We start from the raw sequence: 26,838 nt of genomic DNA on the forward strand, positions 1-26,838 counted from the left end.
ATTACAGGGCGGAGGGCGCAGCACAAAATCGGTTTCGGCCCCGCACCGATACGCCCGCTAATGTCGGTTTTCATGGCCATGATCGCGTCGCCTTCAGCCCACCGCAGGGTCCCGGTCGCGCTGGGCGTGTGCCTGGTGTCCTTCGCGGCCTTCTGGGCAGCTCAGCGGGCCGCGCACGTGTCCATGATCGATCTGATGGTCTACCGCGCCGAGGGCGCCACCGTGCGCGCCGGCGGCGATCTGTACGCGCTGCGCGCGACGGCCGCGCGCCTGCCCACCACCTACCCGCCGTTCGCGGCCCTGCTGTTCACCCCGCTGCCCCTGCTGGACACCGCGCTCCTGCGGGCGCTGGCGACGGCCGGGAACCTCGTGCTGCTGGTGGTGTTCGTCCGGCTGTCGCTGAAACTCGTCGGCCACGCGCGCGTGGAGACCGTGTGGTGGGTGGCGGCGCCGGCCGTGTGGTGCGAGCCGGTGTGGACGACCGTGCGCTACGGCCAGATCAACCTGCTGCTGGCCGTCCTGGTGCTGTGGGACCTGACCCGCCGCCCCGCGGGCGGGTCCGACCGCTGGACGGGGGTGGGCCTCGGGCTGGCCGCGGCCGTCAAGCTGACGCCCGCGCTGTTCCCGGTGTTCCTGCTGGCCACGGGCCTGGTGGCCCGCCTGAGGGGCGGTCACGGGGAGCCGTGGCTGCGGCACGCGCGCGGGGCGGCCGTCGCGTTCGCCGGGGCGACGCTGCTGGCGGCGGCCGTCCTGCCGTACGACTCCTGGCGGTTCTGGACGCAGACGCTGTTCCGCGCGAGCCGGGTCGGGCGTGCCGAGGACACCGCCAATCAAGCCCTGCGCGGCGTCCTGGCCCGCCTTCTGCACACACCCGAGCCGGGAGCGCCCTGGACGGCCTGCGTGGCCGTGATGGCCGTCCTGGGCCTCGCTGTGGCCGTCCGGGCGGAGTTGCGGGGGCAGCGGGCCTGGGCGGTGTGCGTCTGCGCGGTCACCGCCCTGCTGATCAGCCCGGTCTCCTGGACCCACCACTGGGTGTGGTGCGTGCCGCTGGTGCTGCTGCTGTGGACACGCGGGCGCCGGGCGGCGGCCCTGGGCACCCTGCTGGTGTTCTGCTCATACGCCCCGTGGTGGGTGCCGCACGGGACCGGGCGGCCGGAACTGCACCAGTCGGCCACGGAGTCGGCGCTGTCGGCCCTCTACGGAGGCGTCGGCGCGGTCTTCCTCGCGCTGGCCCGGACATCGTTGCCGAAGGCCGGGCCGGGCGGGGTCCGCGTCAAGCCGTGACGAACTGGTAGAACCTCTTGAGCGTGCAGTGCTCCTCCAGGAGGCGGCCGTAGATCGGCTCGCCCTCCAGTTCCCGGTATGTCTCGATCGGGTCGCCTTTTATGATCAGCGCCCGCGCGCATTCCTCGCACCAGTACTGGTAATCGGGATTGATCGGCTCCATGTCACGCACGATCGGGGTACCGCTCCCGCACCAGTCGCACTTCCGCCTGTGTGCACCCATCGATCAGCTCCAGATGTGGCCGCAGGCCGTGCACACGTAGGAGATTCCGCCGTTGTCGCCGAGGACCTGCGCCACATGCGCGGAACCGCAGGAAGGGCAGCTCAGCCGGGTGGTCGTATCCCGTATCAACGCCGCACCGAGGAGGTGGCCGACCTCCTCAAGGATGCTCGAAGGCATCGCTACTCCCTCCCGTCGGGCCGCGCCCCCTTCCGGCCGTTTGATTCTGCCACGACCGGACCGATACGGTCAGCGACGCCTCAGTACCAGTCCGGACACGGCTCCCGCCGCGGCCGGCCCGGCCGGCGCCCGGGAGCGCGCCGGGAACGCCCCCGCAGAGGGATACGGGCGCGGCGCCCCGAACGACTCAAGCCGGTTCAGGAACAGTGTGCCGAAATCCGCGACGCCGATCAGCCGACCGTCCGCGGTCGGCGAACGCCCTGTGGACGCGCGGCCGGACACAGAAAATCCCGCCCCCTGCGGGGACGGGATCCTCATCACCGATCTTTGACAACTCGACGGAGTGTCGATCAGTGGAGCTAAGGAGAATTGAACTCCTGACCTCCTGCATGCCATGCAGGCGCTCTACCAACTGAGCTATAGCCCCTTGCGTTCTTCCCGCTCGGCGGGGCGAACAAGAAGAACTCTAGCCTGTGACCTGCCAGAAAGTGAAATCCGGGGCCGGGGGGCGGTCAGACGTCGTCGCCGAGGACGGGCTCCGGGAGGGTGCCCGCGTTGTGCTCCAGCAGGCGCCAGCCGCGGGCGCCCTCGCCGAGCACGGACCAGCAGCAGTTGGAGAGCCCGCCGAGGCTCTCCCAGTGCCGGGCCTCCAGGCCGAGGAGCCGGCCGATGGTGGTGCGGATGGTGCCGCCGTGGCTGACGACGACGAGCGTGCCGTCCTCGGGCAGCTTCTCGGCGTGCCGCAGCACGACGGGGGCGGCGCGGTCGGCGACCTCGGTCTCCAGTTCGCCGCCGCCGCGGCGGACCGCCTCGCCGCGCTTCCAGGCGGCGTACTCCTCGCCGTGGCGGGTGATGATCTCCTCGTGCGTCAGCCCCTGCCAGACGCCCGCGTAGGTCTCGCGCAGCCCCTCGTCGCGGGTGACGTCGAGGCCGGTGAGGGCGGCCAGCTCGGCGGCCGTGTACGCGGCCCGGCGCAGGTCCGAGGAGACGATCGCGTCGGGCCGCAGGGAGGCGAGCAGCCGGGCGGCGCGGCGGGCCTGGCCGACGCCCGTCTCGGTCAGCTCGACGTCCGTGGTGCCCTGGAAGCGGCGCTCCACGTTCCAGGAGGTCTGGCCGTGCCGCCACAGGATGATGCGGCGGCCCCGGCCCCTGCGGTCGGTCACCTCTCCGGTGGCGCTCATCACCACGCCCCGCCCGGTTCCTGGTCGGCCTCGGCGGCCTGCGCCCTGGCGTGCTCCTCCGCCTTGCCGCGGGTGGCCTTGGCGTCGGCGGGCAGCTCCAGCTCGGGGCAGTCCTTCCACAGCCGCTCCAGGGCGTAGAAGACCCGCTCCTCGCTGTGCTGGACGTGGACGACGATGTCGACGTAGTCGAGCAGGATCCAGCGGGACTCCCGGTCGCCCTCGCGGCGGACCGGCTTGGCCCCGAGGTCCTTCAGGAGGCGCTCCTCGATCTCGTCGACGATGGCCTTGACCTGGCGGTCGTTCGGCGCGGATGCCAGCAGGAAGGCGTCCGTGATCGACAGCACGTCGCTCACGTCGTAGGCGATGACGTCGTGGGCGAGCTTGTCGGCCGCAGCCTGGGCGGCGGTGTTGATGAGCTCAAGGGAACGGTCGGTGGCGGTCACTACATGGCTTTCCGTCGGCGGTCTTTTGTCATCAAGGGTCTCACGGACCGCCCGGCGCACCCCACGTGATTACGGCATCACGTGGGGTGCCCCCGGCCGCGCGCCGGTGCGCGGGCGGCTCGGGGTCAGGAGGAGGACGGCTGGTAGTCGCTGCCGAGGATCACCGAGACGTCGGCGCCGGAGGAGACGCTGCCCTTGGTCACGGAGCCGGCTGGCAGCCCGAGGGTCTTGGCGACCTCGGTGGCGTCCGCCTTGTCGGCGGCGTCCGCGTAGAGCACCTTCGAGGCGGCCTGGGTGCCGGAGGCGGTGCCGCCCTCCAGGAAGGTGAAGCCGCCGTTGAGGAGTACCACGCGGGCCTTCTCCGTGTCGTCCTTCACGCCGGTGGCGTTCTGGACGGAGACCCGGACCGAGGAGCCGGCGTCGGGGCTCTTGGCGGTGCCGCCGAGGATGTCCTTCACCACGCTGTCGCTGGTCTGCGCGGTGAGGGTGCCGTCGGACTGCACGGGCAGCAGGGCGGTCCTGTAGTCGCCGCTCTTGGCGAGGTCGGCGAGGTCGGCGAGGAAGCCGCCGAGGTCCTTGTCGGTGAGCGGCGGGTCCAGGATCTGCGCGAGGGTCTGCACGGTGGTGGTGGCGGACGAGGGGTCGGAGGACATCTTGCGCAGCACGCCCTGCATGACCTGGCCGAACCGCTCAAGCTGGGCGTTCTGGGACTCGCCGGCGGCGCGGTAGGTGGCGTAGGCGACGGCCATCTTGCCGCTGAGGGTCTGGCCCTGGCCCTTGTGGACGAGCGGGGCGGTGCCCTTCTTCTTGGTGTCCGGGTCGGGCACGTCGGTGTTGGTGTCGATCTCGATGTTGCCGACGAGTTCGACGAGGTTCTGCAGGTAGGGGGTGTCGAGGCGCCAGGTGCCCTGGATGCTGGTGCCGAGGACCGTGTCGAGCTGGCCGCGGGTGCCGGAGGCGCCGTCGTCGTCCACGGACTTGGCGAGGGTCGTGGTGGAGCCGTCGTCGTCGGTCAGCGCGAGGGAGTTGGGCAGCAGGACCGTGGTGCCCTGCTTGGTGGTGGTGTTGTCGACCAGCAGCGCCGTGGAGGTGCCGCCCTTGCCCGTGTTGTGCAGGTGGACGACGATCACGTCGCGTTTCTGGGCGGTGACCGGCGTGGCGGTGCCGGTCCTGCCGTCGGACGAGGACAGGCCGGGCAGTTTCCCGGCGAACCAGAGGTAGCCGACACCGCCGACCACGACGAGGGCCAGGACGACGAGGAGGGCGATGATCCGGCCGCGGGCGCGGCGGCGGGCCTCCTCGCGGCGCTCGGTGCGGTTCTCGGTGAACTTCAGCCAGTCGATGACGTCCTCGGAGTCGCCGTCGGGCTCCTCGACGAAGGCGAACTGCTCGGTGTGGGAGTGCTCTTCCGCCGTGGGGGGCTCGGTGTCCCCCGGCGTGAGGGTGTCCTGCGGGATCCGGGTGTCGTCCGGGACGCGGGTGTTCTCCGCGGGGCCGGCCTGGTGCGGGATGTAGGCGGTCTGCTCGGTGGTCCGGGGCTGCTGTCCGCTGTTCGCCGCCTGCCCGTAGGGGTCGTAGCCCGTGGCCTCCTGGGTGCCGGTGGCGTACGGGTCGTACGGGGCCTGGGTGCCGTAGGGGTCGTAGGCGTGCGGCTGTTGGACCTGGCCGTAGGAGGGCGCCTGCTGCTGCGGGCCGGTGGTGTAGGGGTCGTAGCCGTAGCCCTGCTGCTGGGCGTACGGGTCGTAGGGCGCCTGCTGGGACTGCGGAGCCTGCTGTGCCGGGACCTGCCCGTACACGGGCCGGCCGTACTCGTCGTAGCCGACGACTTCGTACGGGCCGCCGCCGTAGCCTGCGTCACCCGTGTCGTATCGGTCGTTCACCGGTGCCCCTCTCGGCTCACTCGCCGCGGTACAGCTCGCGCTTGTCGATATAGCGCACGACTCCGTCCGGCACCATGTACCAGATGGGGTCCCCCTTGGCGACTCTCGCACGGCAGTCTGTGGACGAGATGGCGAGCGCGGGCACCTCGACGAGCGAGACTCCGCCTTCCGGCAGGCCCGGGTCGGTGAGGTTGTGGCCGGGGCGGGTGACGCCGATGAAGTGCGCGAGGGAGAACAGTTCCTCCGAGTCGCGCCAGGTCAGCAGTTGGGCGAGGGCGTCGGCGCCGGTGATGAAGAAGAGGTCGGTGTCAGGGTTGAGGGCGCGCAGGTCGCGCAGGGTGTCCACGGTGTAGGTGGGGCCGCCGCGGTCGATGTCGATGCGGCTGACGGAGAACTGGGGGTTCTCGGCGGTCGCGATGACCGTCATCAGGTAGCGGTCCTCGGCCGGGGAGACGTTGCGGTGGGACTTCTGCCACGGCTGGCCGGTGGGGACGAACACCACCTCGTCCAGGTGGAACTGCGCGGCGACCTCGCTGGCCGCCACGAGGTGCCCGTGGTGGATCGGGTCGAACGTTCCGCCCATGACGCCGAGGCGCCGTTTGCCCGTGTGGGCGGGGCCGTTGCCCGGTCCGCGCTGCGGGTGCTTCACCGTGTCGTCGGCGCTCTCGTGCGCCGGACCGGTAGGCATGTCCTGCTGTCCCATGCGTGCAGACCCTACCGGCCCGGCCTCGGACGTCCGGCCGGGGACGGGTTCCCCGCTCAGCGGTCGCGGTTGAAGCGCGTGGTGATCCACAGCAGGAGGAGCAGGATGAACAGGGCGCCGCCGCCGGTGAGGGCCGGGTTCAGGCTGTTGTGGTTTCCGCCGTGCTGCTCGCCCTCGGCGGCAAGGGTGACCAACTGGGCTGCTGCGCTGTGGAAGCTCATCTTCGGCAGGACCTATCGCGTGTGGGCGGAATAAAGATGTCGGCTCATCGTAAGCGGGCGGGCGTGCGGCGATCACGCCGACTCCGCCGTTGGGACCGGAGGACGACGGCGGCCCACGCGCGGCGGGAGCGGTCGATGCCCGGCGGCGGGGAACTTTCGCCGCTCGTCAGTCGTCCTTCCGCTTGTAGCCGCGCAGCAGGAACCAGGCGGTCAGTACACAGCCGAGGACCATCACGATCAGCACGACGCGGAGCAGGTTTCCTGACCCGTGCTGCTGGACGGCGCTCGCGGCGGCCTCGGTCAGCCAGGCGGCTGCGGGGTGGTGCTCCATGACGTGGACTCCTTCAGGGGTGTACTGCCCGTCCAAGGTATCTCCGCCTAGGCTGGGCCCCGCCTCGGGGGCACAGTGGGCACTCACACGCACATGGGGGAAGACATGTCCGACGACGGCCACCAGCACACGGGGCACGAGCGGGTGCCGAGCAGGCAGCGCAGGCGCTTCCCGGAGATCTCCACGCGCGCGTACGAGCACCCGGCCGACCGCTCGGCCCTGGTCGCGCTGCGCAAGCTGAGCGGGTTCGACACCGTCTTCAAGGCGCTCAGCGGGCTGCTGCCGGAGCGGAGCCTCAGGCTGCTGTTCCTGTCCGACTCGGTGCGGGTCTCCGAGCGGCAGTTCTCGCACCTGCACGACATGCTGCTGGACGCCTGCTACATCCTGGACCTGAACAAGGTCCCGCCGATGTACGTCACGCAGGACCCGCAGCCGAACGCGATGTGCATCGGCCTGGACGAGCCGATCATCGTGGTCAGCACGGGCCTGGTGGAGCTGCTCGACGAGGAGGAGATGCGGGCGGTCGTCGGGCACGAGGTGGGGCACGCGCTGTCCGGGCACTCGGTGTACCGCACCATCCTGCTGTTCCTGACGAGCCTCGCGCTGAAGGTCGCCTGGATCCCGCTGGGCAACCTGGCGATCATGGCGATCGTCACGGCGCTGCGGGAGTGGTTCCGCAAGTCGGAGCTGTCCGCCGACCGGGCGGGTCTGCTGGTGGGCCAGGACGTCCGGGCCTCGATGCGGGGGCTGATGAAGATCGCGGGCGGCAACCACCTGCACGAGATGAACGTGGACGCGTTCCTGGAGCAGGCCGAGGAGTACGACTCCGGGGGCGATCTGCGCGACTCGGTGCTGAAGATCCTGAACGTGCTGCCCCGCTCGCACCCGTTCACCACCGTGCGGGCCGCCGAGCTGAAGAAGTGGGCCGAGTCCCGGGACTACCAGCGGATCATGGACGGGCACTACCCACGGCGCGGCGAGGACGGGGACGCCTCCGTCAGCGACTCCTTCCGCGAGTCGGCGGCCAGCTACGCGAGCGATGTGAAGACCTCCAAGGACCCGCTGATGAAGCTGGTCACGGACCTCGCGGGCGGCGCGGGCGATCTGGGCGGCCGGGTCCGGCGGGGCTTCGACGGCTTCCGCAGCCCGCCGCCGGCCAAGGGGGACGCCCCGGGTGGCGGCGAGGAGTAGGCGCCGGGCCCGGCAGGGGGAGCCACCGCCTCCGGCGCCGTCCCCCCGCGCACCGTCCCCCCTCCGCGCCGCGTCCCTCCGCGCCCCTCACACCTTCGGCTGGGCCGCCGTGGCCAGCGTCCCGCACAGGGCCGTGGCGCTGTCCGTCTCGTAGGGGTTGGTGCCCGCGGGGCCGCCCGACCGGGCCGTCTGGCCGGCCAGGAGGGGACGGAGGTAGGCCGAGGCGTCCTCGGCGCAGGCGAGGGGGCCCGCCTGGACGTAGGACGTGACCAGCTGGACCTGGTGGGTGCGCAGGTCGTCGCGGTCGAAGCGGAAGGTCACCTCGCGGCGGACGGTGAAGAGGGAGGCGGGGGCGCCGGCGGCGGCGCCGGTGGGGCGCAGGGCGTAGACGAAGGTGTGGTCGGCGCTGACCTCCAGGTTCGCCGAGTCGGCTTCGGCGGCGTGCAGGCTGCCGAACACGCGGATCCTGCCGTCGGCCAGCTGGGCGCGGGCGGGGTCGATGCGGACCACCCAGCCCGTGGCCGCGTGCCGGCCGTCCGCCGCCGGGTGGTCGAAGCTCTGGTCGAACTGGCCGAGCTGATCGGAGTCGATCAACGCTCGGGCGGGGCTGACCTCACGGCCGCTGAGCACCTCGGGGTAGAGCGAGGAGCGGACGATGTAGTCCTTGGCGGTGGTGAGGGCGGTCACCACCTGGCTGTCGGAGAAGTGGGCGGTGCCGCGTGAGGCCGGCAGGGGTATGCCCTCGGCGCCGGCCTCGTACGGGGCGGCGGGGCTGCGCGCGTAGAGCCTCTCGGGGTCCGTGGTGCCGGGCACCTTGCCCTGGGGGGCGAGCGGGATGACGGTCATCCGGAGGGATTCCACGGGCCGCCGGGTCTGCGGGGAGCCGTAGGGGTGGCGGACGCCCATGTAGATCGCGGTGGCGAAGGCGACGGCGATCAGCAGGACGAGGACGAGGACCTGCCGGGTGAGGCCCCGGTGCAGGGGCGGGCGGCGGCGGACGGCGGGGGCGTGGTCGGCCAGCCGCTCCTCGGCGGAGAACTCCTGGAGGCGGGCAGCGCGGACGAACGATTCGTCGAAGACGACGGATCGGTATTCGTCCTCCGCACCGCCGGGGCCGCCCTCGGGTGTCCCCTCCGGTGGGTCTCCAGGCCCGCCCATACTTTCAGAGTAGGTCTCGTGAGCCCCGGGTAAACGCCTCGCTCCGCGACAACTTCTGACAGGTTCTCACCAAGCGCGGGCGGGGTGCTCAGGGGGAGGGCGGGATGGCCGAGACGGCCGGCCGGGAGCGGTCGGCGGCGGGACCGGGGACGGACGCGCCGCCCTGTTCGAGGCCGGTGGAGGCGGGGGCGGGAACGCGGTCGCGGGTGCCCGAGGAGCCTCCCCGGTAGACGGCGGCGAAGGCCAGGGCGACCATGCCGATGCCCATCACGACGGCGAGGACCCAGGCCACGGGCCGGTGCCAGCGGACCTGCTTGCCGTAGGCACCGAAGGGACCCTGGTGATCGCCGAGGACGTAGGTGTCGTCCAGCTCGTCATCGTCGTGGTCTCGGCCGAATACGCCGCCCTCGGGGCCGTAGCCCTCGTCGTAGCGCTCGCCCCGGGCGCGGGCGCGGCGGGCTTCGGCCTCGGATGCCTCGGCTCTGGCCTGGGCCGCGGCCAGCAGGCGCTCCACGGCGGTCGGCTCGTGGAAGGTGGCCGCCTGTACGAAGGCCTCGTCGAAGACCACGGAGGCGAACTCTTCGTCCGACACCCCGTGGTCGTGGTCGTCGTCGGGATCCCAGCCGTCAGGGAACGGCGTGCCCCCCACGTCCTCCGGCACGTGTCCAGAGTAGACCTGGGGGGTCAATTTGGGCAGACGGTACGGACATTCGTCTGCCTGGTGAGACGCCTTGGGGGGCCGGGCCGCAGGACGGGGCCCGGGACAGCGGGCCCGCGGCCGGACGGGTGAACCTCAGCGGCGGACGTGTCCGTCGCCGGTGACGATGTACTTGGTGCTGGTCAGCTCCGGCAGGCCCATCGGGCCGCGGGCGTGCAGCTTCTGGGTGGAGATGCCGATCTCGGCACCGAAGCCGAACTGGCCGCCGTCGGTGAAGCGGGTGGATGCGTTCACGGCGACGGTGGTGGAGTCGACCAGCTGGGTGAAGCGGCGGGCGGCCTGCTGGGAGGTGGTGACGATGGCCTCGGTGTGGCCGGAGGTCCACAGCCGGATGTGCTCGACGGCCTTGTCCAGCGAATCCACCACCGCGGCGGCGATGTCGTACGACAGGTACTCCGTCTCCCAGTCCTCGGTGGTCGCCTCGACCACGGTGGCCTTGGAGTCCTTGGCGTAGGCCATGACCCGCTCGTCGGCGTGGACGGTGACGCCGGCCTCGGCGAGGGCGTCCAGGGCGCGCGGCAGGAACTCGGCGGCGATGTCCTGGTGGACCAGGAGGGTCTCGGCGGCGTTGCAGACGCTGACCCGCTGGGCCTTGGAGTTGATCAGGATCTCGACGGCCATGTCGATGTCGGCCCGGGCGTCGACGTAGACGTGGCAGTTGCCGGTGCCGGTCTCGATCACGGGGACCGTGGACTCGTTGACCACGGTCCGGATCAGGGAGGCGCCGCCGCGCGGGATGAGGACGTCGACCAGACCGCGGGCGCGCATCAGCTCGCGGACGGAGTCGCGGCTCTCCCCGGGCACGAGCTGGACGGCGTCGGCGGGCAGTCCGGCGCCGCCGACGGCGTCGCGGAGCACCCGGACGAGGGCGGAGTTGGACTCGTAGGCGGAGGCCGAGCCACGCAGCAGGACGGCGTTGCCGGACTTGAGGCAGAGGGCGGCGGCGTCCACGGTGACGTTCGGGCGGGCCTCGTAGACGATGCCGACGACGCCGAGCGGGACGCGGACCTGGCGCAGGTCGATGCCGTTGGGGAGGGTGGAGCCCCGGACGACCTCGCCGACCGGGTCGGGCAGCTTCGCGACGTCACGGACGTCGGAGGCGATGGCGCGGACCCGCTCCGGGGTGAGGGTGAGCCGGTCGACGATGGCCTCGCTGGTGCCGTTCTCCCGGGCCTTGGCCACGTCCTTGGCGTTGGCCTCGACGATCTCGGCGGTCCGGACCTCCAGGGCGTCGGCGATGGCGAGCAGCGCGTCGTCCTTCACGGCGCGCGGGAGCGGCGCGAGGTCGGCGGCGGCGGCCTTGGCCCGGTAGGCGGCCTGGGTGACCGGGGACATCGAGTCGTACGGCGAGAGCGTGGTCATGAGGGCAGGGTAGTGCGCGGGGCGCGGCGGTTCAGCGGTCGTCCCACACCCCGAGACACCGCAAAAGGGGTGAACCTTCCTGGGCCGGGGAACGGCCGGCCCGCTCGCTCCGGCCCGGCGCACCCGCTCGGCACCCGCTCACCCGACCCCGGCTCGCCGCCCCCGGCCCGCCCCGTCCTCGCTCAGAACGGGTGCACCCCCACCGGTGTGGCCGGGGCGGGGCCGTAGCCCTCGGCGATGCGGTGGTGGTAGGTCTCCCGGTCGATGACCTCCAGGCCGACGATCTCCCAGGGCGGCAGGCCCGCGCTCTGCCGGTGCTCGCCCCACAGGCGCAGCGCCACGGCGGCGGCGTCGTGCAGGTCGCGGGCCTCTTCCCAGTACCGGATCTCGGCGTGGTCGGTCGCGTATCTGCTGGTCAGCAAGAAGGGGTGGTCGTGGGCGAGCTGTTCCAGGGCCCGTCGCAGTTCGGGCAGGGGGACCTTCTGGCCGGAGACGCTGAGGGTGACGTGCCACAGCCTGGGCAGGTCCTTGGGCTCCTCATAGGTGTCCCCGGCCGCGACGCTCGTCAGAGCACCGCGGGACGCCGCCCCCGGGCGCACTCGTCTCACGACGGCCTCCTTCACGCATGGCACGCACGGCTCGCACGGCTCATATGGCTCGCACGGCTCGCATGCTCGTATGGCTCGCTCGGCCCCTTGACGGAACCCGTCCCTTCAACATGTCCCCCAGACAAAGTTGAGCAGGCCGCGGGGCTCCGCGTGGTGGTTTTACGGAACGTCCCCCACCGGGGTCGTTCCGTACGCCCCGTCCCACGAGCGGTTCCGCGAGCTTCAGGTGTGCAGGAGGACCAGGTCGTCCCTGTGTACGACCTCGCGTTCGTACGCGGGGCCCAGCTCGCGTGCCAGCTCGCGGGTCGAACGCCCGATCAGCCGGGGGATCTCCTTGGCGTCGAAGTTGACGAGTCCCCGGGCCACCGCGTGGCCCGTGGTGTCCCGCAGCTCGACGGGGTCACCCGCGCTGAACTCGCCCTCGACGGCGGCGATCCCGGCGGGCAGCAGCGACGTGCGCCGCTTGACGACCGCGTCCACCGCGCCGTCGTCCAGGATCAGGGCGCCCTGCGGGGTGGAGGCGTGCTGGAGCCAGAGGAGCCGCTCGGCGGAGCGCTTGCCGGTGGCGTGGAAGTAGGTGCCGGTGTCGCCGCCGGCCAGGGCCTCGGCCGCGTGGACGGCGCTGGTCAGCACCACCGGGATGCCGGCGGCGGCGGCGATCCGGGCGGCCTCCACCTTGGTGACCATCCCGCCGGTGCCGACGCCGGCCTTGCCCGCGCTGCCGATCTCGACGCCGGCGAGGTCCTGCGGGCCCTTCACCTCGGCGATCCGGGAGGTGCCGGGCCTGCTGGGGTCGCCGTCGTAGACGCCGTCGACATCGGAGAGGAGGACCAGCAGGTCGGCGTGGACGAGGTGGGCGACGAGGGCGGCGAGGCGGTCGTTGTCGCCGAAGCGGATCTCGTCGGTGGCGACGGTGTCGTTCTCGTTGACGATCGGGAAGGCACCCATCGCGATCAGCTGGTCGAGGGTGCGGGAGGCGTTGCGGTGGTGGGCGCGGCGGCTCATGTCGTCGCTGGTGAGCAGGACTTGGCCGACGCGGACGCCGTAGCGGGCGAAGGAGGCGGTGTAGCGGGCGACGAGCAGGCCCTGGCCGACGCTGGCGGCGGCCTGCTGGCGCGCGAGGTCCTTGGGGCGGCGGCGCAGACCGAGCGGGGCGAGGCCGGCGGCGATGGCGCCGGAGGAGACCAGCACGATCTCCTTCTCGCCACCGCTGCGGATCTTGGCGAGCACGTCGACCAGCGCGTCGACGCGGTCGGCGTCCAGGCCGCCCGCGGCGGTGGTCAGCGAGGAGGAGCCCACCTTGACGACGATCCTGCGGGCCTCGCCCACGGCCTGCCTTGCCCTTGCCACCTGCGGTCCGTCTCCTTCACGTGCGCGTTCCGGCACCGTGCTTCCCGGCGTCCTCAATCTACGGGAAGCCGGGCGCGGCGCGCCCGCGCCGCTCAGCCGCCGGACAGTCCCGGGCCCGGCCCGCCGGCGTCATCCCGGCGACAGGTCCCCCTGGACGGCCGCCGGGCCGGGGGCGCCCTCGTCCTCTCCTCGGAGACGTCAGGTCCGGCCGGCCCGCCGATGCCGTCGAGGCCCTCGCGGGTGCCGTCGAGGCGCAGGGGACCGCTCTCGCCGATGCCGCCCATCTCCAGCCGGACGGCACCGCCTTCGTCCGGGCCCCCGGGGCCCCGCCCCCAACTGGTGGGCCCGCGCACTGGTTTCGGCCGGCGCCGGACGGGGCGGTACGGCCGCGTTCGCGGCGGTCTGCGACCATGGACCCCATGCGGAGAAGAGGTTCGGCACGGGCAGGGTTGGGCGGGGTCCTCGGTGGGCTGCTGGTGATGTCGCTCGCGGCGTGCGGCAGTTCGGACCACGGGAGTGCGGCCTCACGGGACCGGTCCGACGACACGCAGCCGCACAAGACGGTCCTCAAGCGCGTACCCGGCGTCGGGGACCGGCTGTGGCGGCAGGTACCGGCCGACTCCCGGCAGGTGGTCGCGGTGTACGGCGCGGGGAAGGACTCCCCCGACTCCACCGTCGCCCTGTTCACCAAGCACGGCGCCGTCTGGAAGCAGGAACGCTCCTGGTCGGCGCACAACGGGCGGAAGGGCTGGACGGCGGACCATCACGAGGGTGATCTGCGCAGCCCCGTGGGGGTGTTCACGCTCAGCGACGCGGGCGGCGTCCTCGCCGCCCCGGGGGCCAAGCTGCCGTACACCCGGTCCTCGGCCTTCCAGGCGCCCCACTACTGGAAGAAGGCGTACTGGCACGACTTCGACTACGTCATAGCCATCGACTACAACCGCGTGAAGGGCACCGCGCCCAATGACCCGACGAGGCCGCAGGGCCAGTCGAAGGGCGGCAGCATCTGGCTGCACATGGACCACGGCAGCGGCACTTCGGCGTGCGTGAGCCAGTCCGAGTCGGCGATGCGGTACCTGCTGCGCACCCTCGACCCCCGGCTGCACCCCGTCGTGGTGATGGGCGACAAGGCGGAGCTGAAGGCCTGACGGGACCTCAGGGCGCGGCCGGTCCGCGCCCTGGGCGAGTCGGGGGGAAGTCGGCGAGAGCCGGGGGGAATCAGCGAGAGCCGGGCCGCGGCCTGCGCCCGGCTCCGCGGCCGGCCGCTCAGGCGTGCCGGTGACGCCATCCCAGCCACGCGGACTCGATCATGTCGTCCAGGCCGAGACGGGCCGTCCAGCCCAGTTCCGCGTGGATGCGCTCCGCCGAGGCGACCACCCTCGCCGGGTCTCCGGGGCGGCGGTCGGTCACCTCGGGCGTCAGCCGCTCGTTGCCGGTCACCTTCAGGATGCGGTCCACCATCTCCCGGACCGAGCTGCCCTCGCCCCGGCCGATGTTGAGGACGAGCGAGGTCCCCTCCGGGGCGTCCCGCAGACGTGCCGCGGCGGCCTGGTGGGCGGAGGCGATGTCCTGGACGTGAATGTAGTCACGCACGCAGGTGCCGTCCGGCGTGTCGTAGTCGTCGCCGAAGATCCGCGGTGCCTCGCCGGCCTCCAGCCGCTCGAACACCATGGGGATGAGGTTGAAGACACCCGCGTCGGACAGCTCGGGGGCGGCGGCGCCGGCCACGTTGAAGTACCGCAGGGACACGGCCCGGATCCCGTGGGCCCTGGCCGCGGCGGCGATCAGCCACTCGCCGACCAGCTTGGTCTCGCCGTAGGGGCTCATGGGGAGGCAGGGGGTGTCCTCGGTCACGAGGTCGACGTCCGGCATGCCGTAGACGGCGGCGGACGAGGAGAAGACGATCCGGCCGACACCGGTGGCCGCCATCGCCTCCAGCAGGGTCTGGAGACCGGTGACGTTCTCGCGGTAGTAGTGGAGGGGCCGCTCCACCGACTCCCCCACCTGCTTCTTGGCGGCGATGTGCACCACACCCGTCACGGCGTGGTCACGCATCGTCCGCTCCAGGAGGGCCTGGTCCAGCACGCTGCCCACGACCAGCGGGACATCGCCGGGCACCCGGTCGGCACTGCCGGTCGACAGGTCGTCGTAGACGACCACGTGCTCGCCGTTCTCCGTCATGGCGCGCACCACATGCGCACCGATGTACCCGGCGCCGCCCGTGACCAGCCAGCTCATTCCCGTGCCTCCTCGGTCTGTGTCGGTAGGAGAGCAGACTCGTTCATGGCCTACGGAAAATCGAGTCGGGTAATTTCGGACAACTGCGGCAAAAACCCGGCGTGGTGAGGCAGGGTGAAGTTCCCCGCCGATCCGGGTGGGACAATGTTCCGAGCAAGTAAAGGTCCGGCCTCCGCGGCTGTTCCGCGCCGCGACCGCCCCGCTACCTTGCTCACGGAAACATCAAGTGAATCCTTTACTCTGATGCGACGGCGCGCTGCGCCGCCGGCGGGCGGAGCGTGCTCTGGCCTCGGCCCCACGCTCTCGTGATCAGTCTCGGAACAGGTTGTAAGGATGCCCAGACTCTCTCTCGTCATCCCTGTCTACAAGGTGCAGGGCTACCTCGCCGAGTGCCTGGACTCGGTGCTCGGGCAGGACTACACGGACTTCGAGGTCATCGCGGTCGACGACTGCTCACCGGACGGTTCGGGCGCCATTCTCGATGAATACGCGGAGCGGGACGCGCGCATTCACGTGATTCACCTCACGGAGAACGTGGGACTGGGGCGTGCGCGCAATGCGGGCATGGAGAAGGTTCAGGGCGATTACGTACTCTTCCTGGACAGCGACGACACTTTGACCGGCGGCGCGCTGCGGGCGATAGCCGAGCGGCTGGAAGCCGCCGGGGACCCCGAGATCCTCGTCTACGACTACGCCCGCAGCTACTGGGACGGCCGGGTCCGCCCCAACCAGCGTGCCGAGCTGCTCCAGCCCGACGGGCCGGAGGCCTTCCCGCTCTCCGAGCGGCCGAAGCTGCTGGACCTGCTCCAGATCGTCTGGAACAAGGCCTACCGCCGGGACTTCGTCCTCCGTCACGAGCTGACCTTCCCGCCCGGCTACTACGAGGACGCCCCCTGGACGTTCTGCTCCATGATCAGCGCCGAGCGCATCGCGGTGCTGAACCGGGTCTGCGTGATGTACCGCCAGCGCCGCGAGGGCGGCAACATCCTGAAGACGGTCAGCCGCAAGCACTTCGACGTCTTCGACCAGTACCGCCGCGTCTTCGACTACCTGGACGCCCATCCCGAGTTCGCGCAGTGGCGCGGACCGCTGTTCCGCAAGATGGTCGACCACTTCCTCACCATCCTGGACCGGCCCGACCGGCTGCCGGCCGACGCGCGCGCCGAGTTCTTCCACCGCGCCTCCGCCGACTACCGCGCCCGGCTCCCCGAGGGCTTCCAGCGGCCGGGCGGCGGCCGTGGCCACAAGTACGCGCTGCTGGAGAAGGACGCGTACGCGGCGATGGCCGGTGCCACCGCCGCCGTGAAGCTCCGCAAGGCGGTCAGGACCCGCACCCGTACGGCCGTCAACCGGTCCAAGCGCAGCGCGATGGGCGTCTACTACCAGTCGCAGCTCCGGCTGCCCCTGGACGAGAACCTGGCGCTCTTCTCCGCCTACTGGAGCCGCAGCGTCTCCTGCAACCCGGCCGCCATCGACGCCGAACTGGCCCGGCTCGCCCCGCACGTGCGCCGGGTCTGGGCGGTCCGGCCGGACGCGGTGGACCGGGTGCCCGAGGGCGTGCGGTACGTCCGGGTCGGCTCCAAGGAGTACTGGGCCGCGCTCGCACGCGCCAAGTACCTGGTCAACAACGTGAACTTCGCCGACAGCGTGGTCAAGCGCGAGGGCCAGATCCATCTCCAGACCCACCACGGCACCCCGCTGAAGACCATGGGCCTGGACCAGCGCAAGTACCCCGCCTCGACGGACATGGACTTCGACAAGCTCCTGGAGCGCTGCGACCGCTGGGACTTCAGCGTCAGCTCCAACCGCTTCTCCACGGCCGTCTGGGAGCGGGTCTACCCGTGCTCCTACGTCTCGCTGGAGACCGGCTACCCCCGCAACGACGTCCTCGTCAACGGCACCTCGGACGACGTCCGCCGGGCCCGCGCGGCCCTCGGGCTCGCCGACGGCACCCGGGCGTTCCTGTACATGCCCACGCACCGCGAGTACCAGCCCGGCTTCGTGCCGAGCCTCGACCTCGCCCGCCTCGCCGACGAGCTGGGGCCGGACGTGACCCTGCTGGTGCGCGGCCACTACTTCTACGGCGGCTCGGCCCACGTGGCCGAGCTGCGCCGCAGCGGGCGGATCGTCGACGTGTCGGGGCACCCCCGGGTGGAGGAGCTGTACCTCGCGGCCGACGCGCTGATCACGGACTACTCCTCCGCGATGTTCGACTACGCCGTCCTGGACCGGCCGGTCATCATCTACGCACCCGACTGGGACATCTACTCCGCCGTGCGCGGCACCTACTTCAACCTGCTTCAGGAGGCGCCGGGCGCGGTGGCCACCTCGCAGGCCGAGCTGATCCACCTGCTCGGCTCGGACGAGTACCGCGGGCCGGACGCGACCGCGCGCCGCGACGCCTTCCGCCGCCGGTTCTGCGAGTTCGACGACGGACGTGCCGCCGAGCGCGTGGTGCGCCGCGTCTTCCTCGGCGAGACGGAGCCGCTGCCCTTCGTGCCGTTCGCAGAGCGTTCCCACGCACCGGCCCCCGCCCAGGCGCTCGCAGCCGTCGAGCGGGCCTGACCCCCGAGAAGGAGATCGACAAGCATGGCCCCTCGGCTCAGTGTCATCGTCCCCATGTACGACGTCGAGCACTATCTGCCGGCCTGTCTCGACTCGCTGGCGGCGCAGACGTTCGAGGACTTCGAGGTCCTCATGGTGGACGACGGCTCACCCGACAGCTCGGCGGCGATAGCCGAGTCCTACGCGGAGCGTGACCCGCGGTTCCGGCTGATACGCAAGGAGAACGGAGGGCTGGGGGCCGCCCGCAACACCGGTATCGCCCACCTGTCCCCCGAGTCGGAGTTCCTGACGTTCGTCGACAGCGACGACCTCGTCCCGCCGGACGCCTACCGCCTGATGATGGGCAGCCTCGACGAGACCGGCTCCGACTTCGCCACCGGCAACGTCTTCCACCTCAAGGGCGAGAAGACCTGGCAGGTCCCGCTGATGCGGATGCTCGCGGGTGAAGCACGCCAGCGCACCCACATCTCCGAGTACGCCAAGCTCGTCGCCGACCGCATCGCCTGCAACAAGGTGTTCCGCCGGACGTTCTGGGAGAAGCACGGCTTCGCCTTCCCCGAGGGCCGCCTGTACGAGGACACGCCCGTCACCATGCGGGCGCACTACCTCGCCGAGGCCGTCGACGTCATCTCCGAGCCCTGCTACTACTGGCGGCTGCGCGAGGGCGAGTCCGCCCCCTCCATCACGCAGCGCCGTACCGACCCGGCCGGTGTGCGCGACCGGGTCACCTCCGTCCTGGAGATCAGCGACTTCCTGGGCAGCCAGTCCGGCGAGACCTTCGCCCGCCTCAAGCAGGAGTACGACACCCGCGTCCTCGTGGACGACCTGCGGCTGTTCCTCAACGTGGTGCCCGACGGCGACGAGGAGTACCGCGCCGAGTTCCTGCGCTCGGCCAACCGCTTCCTGGACCACATCGACTCCAAGGTCGTCATGGCCCTGCCGACGCACCTGCGGGTGCAGTGGCTGCTGGTCCGCAAGCACCAGCTCGACGAGCTGATCACCCTGCTGGCCTCGCAGCGGCGCAAGGAGGCCATCGAGGTCACCGGCCTGGTCCGCAAGTACGCCTCCTTCCCGGCCCTGGCCGACGCCGACCTGGACGTCCCGCGCAAGGCGCTGCGCATCGACCGGGACCTGCGCATGCGCGCGCCGCTCCAGGACGTCCGCTGGTCCGAGGGCAAGCTGGTGCTGGGCGGGCACGCCTGGATCGACAAGATCGACCTGCCCTCGAAGCGCTCCTCCGTCAAGGTCCTGCAACTGCGCAAGGACAAGTCCCGCCGCCGCATCGTGCTGCCCACCCGGAACGCGGAGTCCCCCGAGCGCACCACCGACTCCGGCCAGGACCGGTACAACTACGACTGGGCCGGCTGGGAGGTCACCATCGACCCGGCGAAGCTGCGCAAGGGCGGTGAGTGGCAGGAGGGCCTGTGGCACGCGGGCCTCGGCCTGTACGCCTCCGGCCTGGTGCGCCGGGCCGCCGTGCAGTCCAGCGGTGGTGCCGCCTGCAACTTCCCGCCGTACCGCTGGCTGGACACCGACTTCCGGATGCTGCCGTCGGTCGAGCGCGGTGCGCTCAAGCTGCGCATCGAGAAGGTCCGCGCGCTGGTCACCGGCTGGACCATGGAGGGCGACCGGCTGCGGGTGACCGGCGACATCCGGGTCCCCCTGCACGCCGGCGAGCGGGTGGCGCTGCGGGTGAAGAACCAGAAGGGCGCCGAGGTCCACGAGTACCCGGTCGACGTGACCGAGGAAGGCGGCGCGCACCGGTTCTCGGTGGAGATCCCGGTGGCCGACGTGGCGCTGGTCTTCCACGAGGGTGTCGACGCCCTGACCCGGCCCGAGAAGCGCATCTGGTCCACCGTGCTGGTGGCCACGGACCCCAAGGGCACCCAGCGCCAGTTCAGCACGGTCCTGAAGGAGGGTCTGGCCGACGGGCGGTACGACCTGCCCGCCTCGCTGGGTGAACACGCCGACCAGGGCGAACTGGCCGTGATCGGCGGTCACAACGGGTACCTCAAGCTGGCCGGCCGCACCCGGCGGGCCGTGATCGACCGGGTCGGTCTGGAGGACGGCCGGATCACCATCTCCGCGCGCACCGACGCCCGGCTCACCGGCTCCCGGCTGCTGCTCAAGCCCCGGGCGCGGTTCGAGGAGCGCTTCGTGGAGCCGCGCTGGCTGGAGGACGGCCGTTTCGAGGTCGCCTTCGACCCGTCCACGCTCGGCGGCAACGGCGATGTGCCGCTGCGCGCGGGCCGCTGGAACCTCTTCCTGCGCCCGGCCGACGGTGAGGGTCCCGACGTACCGTTCGTCACCGACCGGCTCGCGGCGGCGCAGTTCCCGCTCCGTGCCGAACTGGGTGGCCGCCGCTACTGGCTGGAGAACCGCTGGGCCGACTTCCCCCAGCTGAACTGCCGTTCGGAGCTGGACGACCTGGAGCGCGGTCCGTACCGCCAGCGGCAGCTCCGCGAGGAGGTGTACGCGCCCCTGCGGCAGCAGCCCCTGAAGGACCAGGTCTTCTACCTCAGCTACAACGGCAAGCAGTTCTCCGACAGCCCGAAGGCGATGTACGAGGAGCTGGTCGCCCGTGGCTCGCAGCTGAAGCACCTGTGGGCCGTGCGCGACGGCCAGGTCCTCCTGCCGGAGGGCGTGGAGCGCGTCCGCATGTGGGGCCGCGAGTGGTACGAGGCGCTGGCCTCCAGCCGCTACATCGTCACCAACGGCCACCTGCCGGACTGGATCGAGCGGCGCCCCGGCCAGGTCATCGTCCAGACCTGGCACGGCACGATGCTGAAGAAGATCGGCCACGACATCGACACGCTGCACTTCGACCGCCGCTACCAGGAGAAGCTGGCGCTGGAGGCGAAGCAGTGGAGCCTGGTGGTGTCCTCCAACCGGTTCAGCACGCCGATCCTGAAGCGCGCCTTCTCCTACGACGGGGAGATCCTGGAGGCGGGCTACCCGCGCAACGACTACCTGTACTCGCCGGAGAAGGACGCCATCGCGGAGCGGGTGAAGAAGCAACTCGGCCTGCCGAAGGGCAAGAAGGTCGTGCTGTACGCGCCGACCTGGCGGGACGACCAGGCGCACAGCCAGGGCCAGTACCTGTTCGACCTGCGGATCGACATCGAGGACGCGCAGCGACGGCTGGGTGACGACCACGTCCTGCTCATCCGCCGCCACTCCAACGTGGTGGACGCGGTGCCGGGTGCCGGCAACGGCTTCGTGTGGGACGTGTCGGAGTACCCGGACATCGCCGAGCTGTACCTGGCGGCCGACATCATGATCACGGACTACTCGTCGGTCATGTTCGACTACGCCCACCTGAAGCGGCCGATGCTCTTCTTCACCTACGACCTGGAGCACTACCGGGACACCCTGCGCGGCTTCTACTTCGACTTCGAGCAGGACTCGCCCGGTCCGCTGGTCTTCACCTCGAAGGAGCTGATCGACGCGCTCCTGGACATCGACGAGGTGTCCGCCGAGTACCAGGACCGCTTCGACCGCTTCCACCACCTGTTCTGCGACCTGGACGACGGCCACGCCTCGGCGCGGGTCGTGGACCGGATGCTGGAGCAGGCCAAGGAGCTCTGAGCGGGCACGGGAGAAGGGGCGGGGCCCGGAGGTTCGACCTCCGGGCCCCGCCCTGTGCCGTCCGGGAGGACGGCGGCCGGTCAACGCCCCCGGCGCAGACGCCGCTTGAGCGCCCTGAGCACACGGGCGGGGGCGTACCGGCTGCTTCCCCCGCTCCGTGCGGGCGCCGGCCCGGCGGCGGTCGCGGGCCGCTGCTGCGGCTTCGGCTTCGGCTCCGGCTTCGGCTTCGGCCTGGGGACCAGCGTGGTGAGGGCGGTGAGTTCCTCGACGAGCCCCTGGGAGATCAGCAGGCAGCGCAGCCGGGAGAGCGGCGGAAGCTGGTCCACGAGCGTCTGCGGCATGTACGCGCGCACCAGGTCCCCCGCCAGCTTCACGTGCAGGGCGCGGACTTCCTCGGGCAGGTCGGCGAAGCGCCCGTCGAAGCGGCCGAGGATCTCCAGGGTGAGCCAGCGGTACAGCAGCTTGTCGCGCCGGGCGCCGGGCGGGACGTGTGCCGCCACGATGGCCAGCACCTCACGCACGTTCGCGTAGAAGGGGGCGGGGTCCGGGACCTCCTGCGTCAGGTGCGGGAAGTCGTCCCGGCGGACCAGGTAGTAGCAGTCGTAGTCGGACACGACGGAGATCGACCGCGCGTGCAGGTAGGCGGGCACGACGAAGACCTGTTCCTCGGCCAGCCGCAGGCCCTCCGCGAACCGCAGTCCGTGCTCCTCGACCAGCGAGCGGCGGAACAGCTTGTGCGCGGTGAGGGACCAGACGCCCTTGGAGGTGAAGATGTCACCCCCGTCGACGTTCTCCCGGAACGGGGTGACCGGGGCCTTGCGCCCCACACCCTTGATCTTCCCCAGCACCACGTCGGAGTCGTTGCGCTCGGCGGCGGCGACCAGGCGTTCCAGCGCCTCGGTGCCCAGGTAGTCGTCGGGGTCGGCGAAGAACAGGAACTCGCCCCGGGCCATCCCGATGGCCCGGTTGCGGGGGCCGCCCGGTGCGCCGGAGTTCTCCTGGTGCACCACCCGGACCCGGCCGGGGTGGCGTTCGGCCCAGGTGTCGAGCAGATCACCGCTGCCGTCGGTGGAGCCGTCGTCCACCGCGACGATCTCGATCCGCTCGAACCCGATCGACTGACCGGCGATGGACTGCAAGCACTCCGGCAGGTGGCCGACAGCGTTGTAGACAGGAATGATCACGGACACGACAGGACGCTCGGCGGGCGCGGAGCCCATATGTCTTCCCCCCACGGGACACGACGTTCTTCAAGCGGTGGGGAGCGCCGGTCAAACGCTCCCCCTCCGCAACGGTCATGTCACCGTAGCGCCCACCACACGTCGGCTCGATGTCACCCGTACGACGATCGGCGCGAAGTTGTGTAAAGGTGCTGTAACAGCCGAAGCACCCCTCCCGCGCGCCCGGGACGGCCCGCCTAGAAGGGCTCGAAGTCGTTGAACTCCTGCTCGGAGTCGTCCCGTTCGGCCTGCCGGTCCCTGCGGCGCTGTGCCGCGGGCCGGGGGGCGTCGAAGCGGTGGTCCTCGCCGCGGCGGCCGAGCATCTCCGCGCCGGCCATGGCCGTCGGCTCCCAGTCGAAGACGACCGCGTTCTCCTCCGGACCGATGGCGACGCCGTCACCCGCGCGGGCGCCCGCCTTCATCAACTGCTCTTCCACACCGAGGCGGTTGAGCCGGTCGGCGAGGTAGCCGACGGCCTCGTCGTTGTTGAAGTCGGTCTGGCGGACCCAGCGTTCGGGCTTCTCGCCACGCACCCGGAACAGCGGCTCGCCGCCGACCTCCTCGCGGGTGACGGTGAAGCCCGCGTCGTCCACGGCCTTGGGCCGGATGACGATCCGGGTCGCCTCCTCCTTCGGCTTGGCGGCGCGCGCGCCCGCGACCAGCTCACCGAGGGCGAAGGTCAGCTCGCGCAGCCCGATGTGCGCCACCGCCGACACCTCGAAGACGCGGTAGCCGCGTGCCTCCAGGTCGGGGCGGACCATCTCGGCGAGGTCCTTGCCGTCCGGCACGTCCACCTTGTTCAGGACGACGATGCGGGGCCGGTCGCCCAGGCCGCCGTACTGCCGCAGTTCCTCCTCGATGACGTCGAGGTCGGAGGCGGGGTCGCGGTCGGACTCCAGGGTCGCGGTGTCCAGCACGTGCACCAGCACGCTGCACCGCTCCACGTGCCGCAGGAACTCCAGGCCCAGGCCGCGGCCCTGGCTGGCGCCGGGGATGAGACCGGGCACGTCCGCGATGGTGTAGACGGTGGAACCGGCGGTCACCACGCCCAGGTTCGGGACCAGCGTGGTGAACGGATAGTCGGCGATCTTCGGCTTGGCCGCGCTCAGCACGGAGATCAGCGAGGACTTGCCGGCGCTCGGATAGCCGACGAGGGCCACGTCCGCGACGGTCTTCAGCTCCAGGACGATGTCCTGGAGGTCGCCGGGCTCGCCGAGCAGCGCGAAGCCGGGCGCCTTGCGGCGGGCGGAGGCCAGCGCCGCGTTGCCGAGGCCGCCCCGGCCGCCCTGGGCGGCGATGTACGAGGTGCCGTGGCCGACCAGGTCGGCGAGCACGTTGCCCGCCTTGTCCAGGACGACCGTGCCGTCAGGCACCGGCAGGACCAGGTCCTGGCCGTCCTTGCCGGAGCGGTTGCCGCCCTCGCCGGGCTTGCCGTTGGTGGCCTTGCGGTGCGGGGAGTGGTGGTAGTCGAGCAGCGTCGTGACCGACTGGTCGACCGTCAGGATGACGTCACCGCCCCGGCCGCCGTTGCCGCCGTCGGGGCCGCCGAGCGGCTTGAACTTCTCACGGTGGACGGAGGCACAGCCGTGGCCCCCGTTACCCGCGGCGACGTGCAGTTCGACGCGGTCCACGAAGGTGGTCATGGTTCAGTGCCTCCAGAAGGAACGTCCGGGTGTGTCTTTGGGGTAACACGCGAAAGGCGGACCCGCCTTCCCGACCGGGAAGTGAGGTCCGCCTCGCGAAAAGCTTCCGATCAGCCGTCTCAGGCGACCGGAACGATGTTCACGACCTTGCGGCCACGGTGGGTGCCGAACTGCACCGAACCGGCCTGGAGGGCGAACAGCGTGTCGTCGCCGCCGCGGCCGACACCGGCGCCCGGGTGGAAGTGGGTGCCACGCTGGCGGACCAGGATCTCACCCGCGTTGACGACCTGACCGCCGAAGCGCTTCACGCCGAGCCGCTGGGCATTGGAGTCGCGACCGTTCCGGGTGGACGATGCGCCCTTCTTGTGTGCCATTTCTCCTCAGTCCCTTACTTCGCAGCCGCGGGGATCTCAGTGACCTTGATCGCCGTGTACTGCTGGCGGTGGCCCTGACGACGGCGGTAGCCGGTCTTGTTCTTGTAGCGCAGAATGTCGATCTTCTGGCCCTTGTGGTGGTCCACGACCTCGGCCTGGACCTTGATGCCGGCCAGCACCCACGGGTCGCTGGTCACGGAGTCGCCGTCGACAACGAGCAGGGTCGAGAGCTCGACCGTGTCGCCAACCTTGGCAGTGGAAATCTTGTCAACCTCAACGATGTCGCCGACAGCAACCTTGTGCTGGCGACCACCGCTGCGCACGATGGCGTACACGCGGATCTCACTTTCGCTCGAAGAAACGGCACCCCCGCAGGCCAGCCGCCCGGGAAACCCACGGGCAACCTCTCCCGGCCAACCGTGTGCCCGGGAGGAAGAGGTTTACGGGGATGTGGCGTGTTCAGTGGACACGCCGACGGTCAAGGTTACGGGCCCGGACCGCAGGGGTCAAACCGGGCCCGGGCTCAGCCGGCGACCGCGGCCACGTAGCCGGCGTACGCCTGCCTGATGCCCTCCGGGGACAGCTCCAGGTGCTCCAGGATCGTGTAACGGCCGGGCCGGGTCCGCGGCGCGTACTCCACGGCGCGGACGAACTCGTCGTCGCCGAACCCGATCTCCTCCGCCACCACCGGCAGCCCGTGCCGGCGCAGCACCTCGGCCATCAGCAGGGCGTGCTCGGTGTCGCCGCGCAGGTGCATGGCGAAGGCGGCGCCCAGTCCCACCTGCTCGCCGTGGCTCGCCGCCCGCTTGGGGTAGAGCAGGTCGAGCGCGTGGCTGATCTCGTGGCAGGCGCCGGAGGACGGGCGGGTGTGCCCGGCGATCGACATGGCGATGCCCGACAGCACCAGCCCCTCGGACAGCACGGTCAGGAACTCGTCCTCGCCGCATCCGCCCGGGTGCCGCAGCACGGCCTCGCCCGCCTGGCGGGCCATGGCGGCGGCCAGGCCGTCGATCTTCTCCCCGTTGACGCGGTTGGCCAGCTCCCAGTCCGCGACCGCGGAGATGTTGGACAGGGCGTCGCCGATGCCGGAGCGCACGAACCGCATCGGCGCCTCACGGATCACGTCCAGATCGATGAGGAGGGCGATGGGGGTCGGTACCCCGTAGGAGCCACGGCCGGCGTCGTTGTCCAGGATGGAGACGGGCGAGCAGATCCCGTCGTGGGAGAGGTTGGTGGCGACGGCGACCATGGGCAGGCCGACGCGCGCCGCGGAGTACTTCGCGCAGTCGATGACCTTGCCGCCGCCGAGACCGACCACCGCGTCGTAGTGACCCGACTTCATCTCGTCGGCCAGCCGGACCGCGTCGTCCAGGGTGCCGCCGCCCACCTCGTACCAGACCGCCCCGGGCAGCGAGGGCGCGAGACGCTCGCGCAGCCGCGCCCCGGAGCCGCCGCTGACGGCGACGGCGAGCCGCCCGGAGTGCGAGATCCGCTGATCGGCGAGAACACTCGCCAGGTCGTCGAGGGCACCCGCGCGGATGTCCACCACGACCGGCGAGGGAATCAGCCGGGTCAGTACTGGCACGCGATCACCCGTCCGCGGGCGAGGTCGTCGTGGTTGTCGATCTCGACCCAGCTGACGTCGCCGATCGGCGCCACGTCGACCTTGAAGCCGCGGTCGACCAGCTCCTGGTACCCGTCCTCGTAGTACAGCTGCGGGTCCCGCTCGAACGTCGCCCGCAGCGCGTCGGCCAGCTCCTCGGCCGCGTCGCCCTCGATGAGGGTGACGCCGATGTACTCGCCGGTCGCCTCGGCCGGGTCCATCAGCTTGGTGATCCTCCGGACGCCCTTCTCGGGGTCCACGACGACCTTCATCTCCTCGTCGGCCAGGCTCTTCACCGTGTCCAGGGCGAGGATGATCCTCTTGCCGTCACCGCGCGCGGCGAGCAGGGTCTTCTCGACGGAGACCGGGTGCACGGTGTCGCCGTTGGCGAGGATCACGCCGTCCTTCAGGGCATCACGGCCGCACCACAGGGAGTAGGCGTTGTTCCACTCCTCGGCCTTGTCGTTGTCGATGAGGGTGAGCTTCAGGCCGTACTTCCGCTCCAGGGCCGCCTTGCGCTCGTACACGGCCTCCTTGCGGTAGCCGACGATGATCGCGACCTCGGTCAGCCCCACCTCGGCGAAGTTGCCCAGCGTCAGGTCCAGGACCGTCAGCGACTCCTCCGCGCCCTCGGGTCCCACCGGCACCAGAGCCTTGGGCAGGGTGTCGGTGTAGGGGCGCAGACGGCGCCCGGCGCCGGCCGCCAGAACGAGGCCTATCATCGCGGTTTCTCTCCTTTGTTTCAGCTGTGCCGAGGCACTGTACGTCTTGACTCGG

At 71.2% G+C, this 26,838-nt stretch carries 25 protein-coding genes and 1 tRNA gene; 5 read left to right on the forward strand and 21 right to left on the reverse strand.

The genetic code is table 11. The features are described from left to right. Positions 1–72: 72 nt before the first annotated feature. On the forward strand, positions 73–1,284 hold the full coding sequence (locus tag IE273_RS01635) for a glycosyltransferase 87 family protein (RefSeq protein ID WP_189813306.1): 1,212 nt from the start codon (positions 73–75) through the stop codon (positions 1,282–1,284). On the opposite strand, the gene IE273_RS01640 is transcribed toward IE273_RS01635, so the two are convergent. The 9 genes from IE273_RS01640 to IE273_RS01680 all read right to left on the reverse strand — a co-directional run bounded on the left by IE273_RS01640 (position 1,274) and on the right by IE273_RS01680 (position 6,443). Continuing rightward, positions 1,274–1,507 (reverse strand): hypothetical protein, encoded by a 234-nt coding sequence (locus IE273_RS01640; RefSeq protein WP_030653820.1) that lies wholly within the window; start codon positions 1,505–1,507, stop codon positions 1,274–1,276. The genes IE273_RS01635 and IE273_RS01640 overlap by 11 nt on opposite strands. 3 nt (positions 1,508–1,510) lie before the next feature. Beyond that, on the reverse strand, positions 1,511–1,684 hold the full coding sequence (locus IE273_RS01645; protein ID WP_189813307.1) for a hypothetical protein: 174 nt from the start codon (positions 1,682–1,684) through the stop codon (positions 1,511–1,513). A 354-nt stretch (positions 1,685–2,038) separates the two neighbouring features. After that, a tRNA-Ala gene (locus tag IE273_RS01650) sits at positions 2,039–2,111 on the reverse strand. Positions 2,112–2,196: 85 nt separating this feature from the next. Next, positions 2,197–2,865 carry a histidine phosphatase family protein gene (locus IE273_RS01655; protein ID WP_189813308.1) on the reverse strand — a complete coding sequence of 223 codons (669 nt, stop codon included), beginning with the start codon at positions 2,863–2,865 and terminating at the stop codon, positions 2,197–2,199. Further along, positions 2,865–3,308: a ribosome silencing factor gene (gene rsfS, locus IE273_RS01660; protein WP_014672675.1), complete on the reverse strand. Its 444-nt coding sequence runs from the start codon at positions 3,306–3,308 to the stop codon at positions 2,865–2,867. Before rsfS ends, IE273_RS01655 begins: the two co-directional genes overlap by 1 nt. A gap of 125 nt (positions 3,309–3,433) precedes the next feature. Next, the gene (locus IE273_RS01665; protein WP_189813309.1) at positions 3,434–5,188 is read right to left on the reverse strand and encodes an LCP family protein; all 1,755 of its coding nucleotides are present in this window, start codon (positions 5,186–5,188) and stop codon (positions 3,434–3,436) included. Positions 5,189–5,204: 16 nt separating this feature from the next. After that, positions 5,205–5,891, reverse strand: coding sequence for a nicotinate-nucleotide adenylyltransferase (gene nadD / locus IE273_RS01670; RefSeq protein ID WP_189813310.1), 687 nt, complete (start codon positions 5,889–5,891; stop codon positions 5,205–5,207). Positions 5,892–5,947: 56 nt separating this feature from the next. Continuing rightward, positions 5,948–6,112, reverse strand: a complete 165-nt coding sequence (locus IE273_RS01675; RefSeq protein WP_014672678.1) for a hypothetical protein — start codon at positions 6,110–6,112, stop codon at positions 5,948–5,950. Between the two features lie 166 nt (positions 6,113–6,278). Next, entirely contained in the window at positions 6,279–6,443 is a 165-nt protein-coding gene (locus IE273_RS01680) for a hypothetical protein (RefSeq protein WP_189813311.1), read from the reverse strand. A 105-nt stretch (positions 6,444–6,548) separates the two neighbouring features. Here IE273_RS01680 and IE273_RS01685 point away from each other — a divergent pair, with 105 nt between their 5' ends. Then, positions 6,549–7,634, forward strand: a complete 1,086-nt coding sequence (locus tag IE273_RS01685; RefSeq protein ID WP_189813312.1) for a M48 family metallopeptidase — start codon at positions 6,549–6,551, stop codon at positions 7,632–7,634. 87 nt (positions 7,635–7,721) lie between these two features. Here the strand turns inward: IE273_RS01685 and IE273_RS01690 are convergent, their stop codons facing one another. The 5 genes from IE273_RS01690 to proB all read right to left on the reverse strand — a co-directional run bounded on the left by IE273_RS01690 (position 7,722) and on the right by proB (position 12,809). Beyond that, positions 7,722–8,792, reverse strand: coding sequence for an SCO2583 family membrane protein (locus IE273_RS01690; protein ID WP_189813313.1), 1,071 nt, complete (start codon positions 8,790–8,792; stop codon positions 7,722–7,724). Positions 8,793–8,880: 88 nt separating this feature from the next. Next, a complete protein-coding gene (locus IE273_RS01695) occupies positions 8,881–9,453 on the reverse strand; it encodes an SCO2584 family spore wall biosynthesis protein (protein ID WP_373309277.1) in 573 nt (190 codons plus the stop codon). Between the two features lie 132 nt (positions 9,454–9,585). Beyond that, a complete protein-coding gene (locus IE273_RS01700; RefSeq protein ID WP_189813315.1) occupies positions 9,586–10,872 on the reverse strand; it encodes a glutamate-5-semialdehyde dehydrogenase in 1,287 nt (428 codons plus the stop codon). A gap of 182 nt (positions 10,873–11,054) precedes the next feature. Then, entirely contained in the window at positions 11,055–11,480 is a 426-nt protein-coding gene (locus IE273_RS01705) for a DUF8830 family protein (protein WP_189813316.1), read from the reverse strand. A gap of 222 nt (positions 11,481–11,702) precedes the next feature. Then, entirely contained in the window at positions 11,703–12,809 is a 1,107-nt protein-coding gene (proB, locus tag IE273_RS01710) for a glutamate 5-kinase (protein ID WP_189813698.1), read from the reverse strand. A 440-nt stretch (positions 12,810–13,249) separates the two neighbouring features. Here proB and IE273_RS01715 point away from each other — a divergent pair, with 440 nt between their 5' ends. Further along, positions 13,250–13,978 carry a hypothetical protein gene (locus tag IE273_RS01715; protein WP_189813317.1) on the forward strand — a complete coding sequence of 243 codons (729 nt, stop codon included), beginning with the start codon at positions 13,250–13,252 and terminating at the stop codon, positions 13,976–13,978. A gap of 118 nt (positions 13,979–14,096) precedes the next feature. Here IE273_RS01715 and galE read toward each other — a convergent pair whose 3' ends face one another. Then, positions 14,097–15,068 carry a UDP-glucose 4-epimerase GalE gene (gene galE, locus IE273_RS01720; RefSeq protein WP_189813318.1) on the reverse strand — a complete coding sequence of 324 codons (972 nt, stop codon included), beginning with the start codon at positions 15,066–15,068 and terminating at the stop codon, positions 14,097–14,099. A 333-nt stretch (positions 15,069–15,401) separates the two neighbouring features. On the opposite strand from galE, the gene IE273_RS01725 reads away from it, so the two are divergent. Together IE273_RS01725 and IE273_RS01730 are read left to right on the forward strand one after the other, a co-directional pair. Further along, the gene (locus IE273_RS01725) at positions 15,402–17,633 is read left to right on the forward strand and encodes a bifunctional glycosyltransferase/CDP-glycerol:glycerophosphate glycerophosphotransferase (protein WP_189813319.1); all 2,232 of its coding nucleotides are present in this window, start codon (positions 15,402–15,404) and stop codon (positions 17,631–17,633) included. A gap of 24 nt (positions 17,634–17,657) precedes the next feature. After that, positions 17,658–21,221: a bifunctional glycosyltransferase/CDP-glycerol:glycerophosphate glycerophosphotransferase gene (locus tag IE273_RS01730; protein ID WP_189813320.1), complete on the forward strand. Its 3,564-nt coding sequence runs from the start codon at positions 17,658–17,660 to the stop codon at positions 21,219–21,221. Between the two features lie 80 nt (positions 21,222–21,301). Here the strand turns inward: IE273_RS01730 and IE273_RS01735 are convergent, their stop codons facing one another. The 6 genes from IE273_RS01735 to IE273_RS01760 all read right to left on the reverse strand — a co-directional run bounded on the left by IE273_RS01735 (position 21,302) and on the right by IE273_RS01760 (position 26,783). Then, positions 21,302–22,405, reverse strand: a complete 1,104-nt coding sequence (locus IE273_RS01735) for a glycosyltransferase family 2 protein (RefSeq protein ID WP_229887037.1) — start codon at positions 22,403–22,405, stop codon at positions 21,302–21,304. A gap of 233 nt (positions 22,406–22,638) precedes the next feature. Continuing rightward, positions 22,639–24,084 (reverse strand): GTPase ObgE, encoded by a 1,446-nt coding sequence (obgE, locus tag IE273_RS01740; RefSeq protein ID WP_189813322.1) that lies wholly within the window; start codon positions 24,082–24,084, stop codon positions 22,639–22,641. Between the two features lie 119 nt (positions 24,085–24,203). Next, a complete protein-coding gene (gene rpmA / locus IE273_RS01745) occupies positions 24,204–24,458 on the reverse strand; it encodes a 50S ribosomal protein L27 (RefSeq protein WP_010041940.1) in 255 nt (84 codons plus the stop codon). A 14-nt stretch (positions 24,459–24,472) separates the two neighbouring features. Next, on the reverse strand, positions 24,473–24,793 hold the full coding sequence (gene rplU, locus IE273_RS01750) for a 50S ribosomal protein L21 (RefSeq protein WP_006132815.1): 321 nt from the start codon (positions 24,791–24,793) through the stop codon (positions 24,473–24,475). 188 nt (positions 24,794–24,981) lie between these two features. After that, positions 24,982–26,043, reverse strand: coding sequence for an iron-containing alcohol dehydrogenase family protein (locus IE273_RS01755; RefSeq protein WP_189813323.1), 1,062 nt, complete (start codon positions 26,041–26,043; stop codon positions 24,982–24,984). Then, positions 26,031–26,783, reverse strand: coding sequence for a phosphocholine cytidylyltransferase family protein (locus IE273_RS01760; protein WP_189813324.1), 753 nt, complete (start codon positions 26,781–26,783; stop codon positions 26,031–26,033). The genes IE273_RS01755 and IE273_RS01760 overlap by 13 nt, the downstream gene beginning before the upstream one ends. Positions 26,784–26,838: the final 55 nt, after the last annotated feature.

Origin of the sequence: Streptomyces olivaceoviridis (assembly GCF_014650115.1) — a bacterium.
In the GTDB taxonomy this organism is placed as follows: domain Bacteria; phylum Actinomycetota; class Actinomycetes; order Streptomycetales; family Streptomycetaceae; genus Streptomyces; species Streptomyces olivaceoviridis.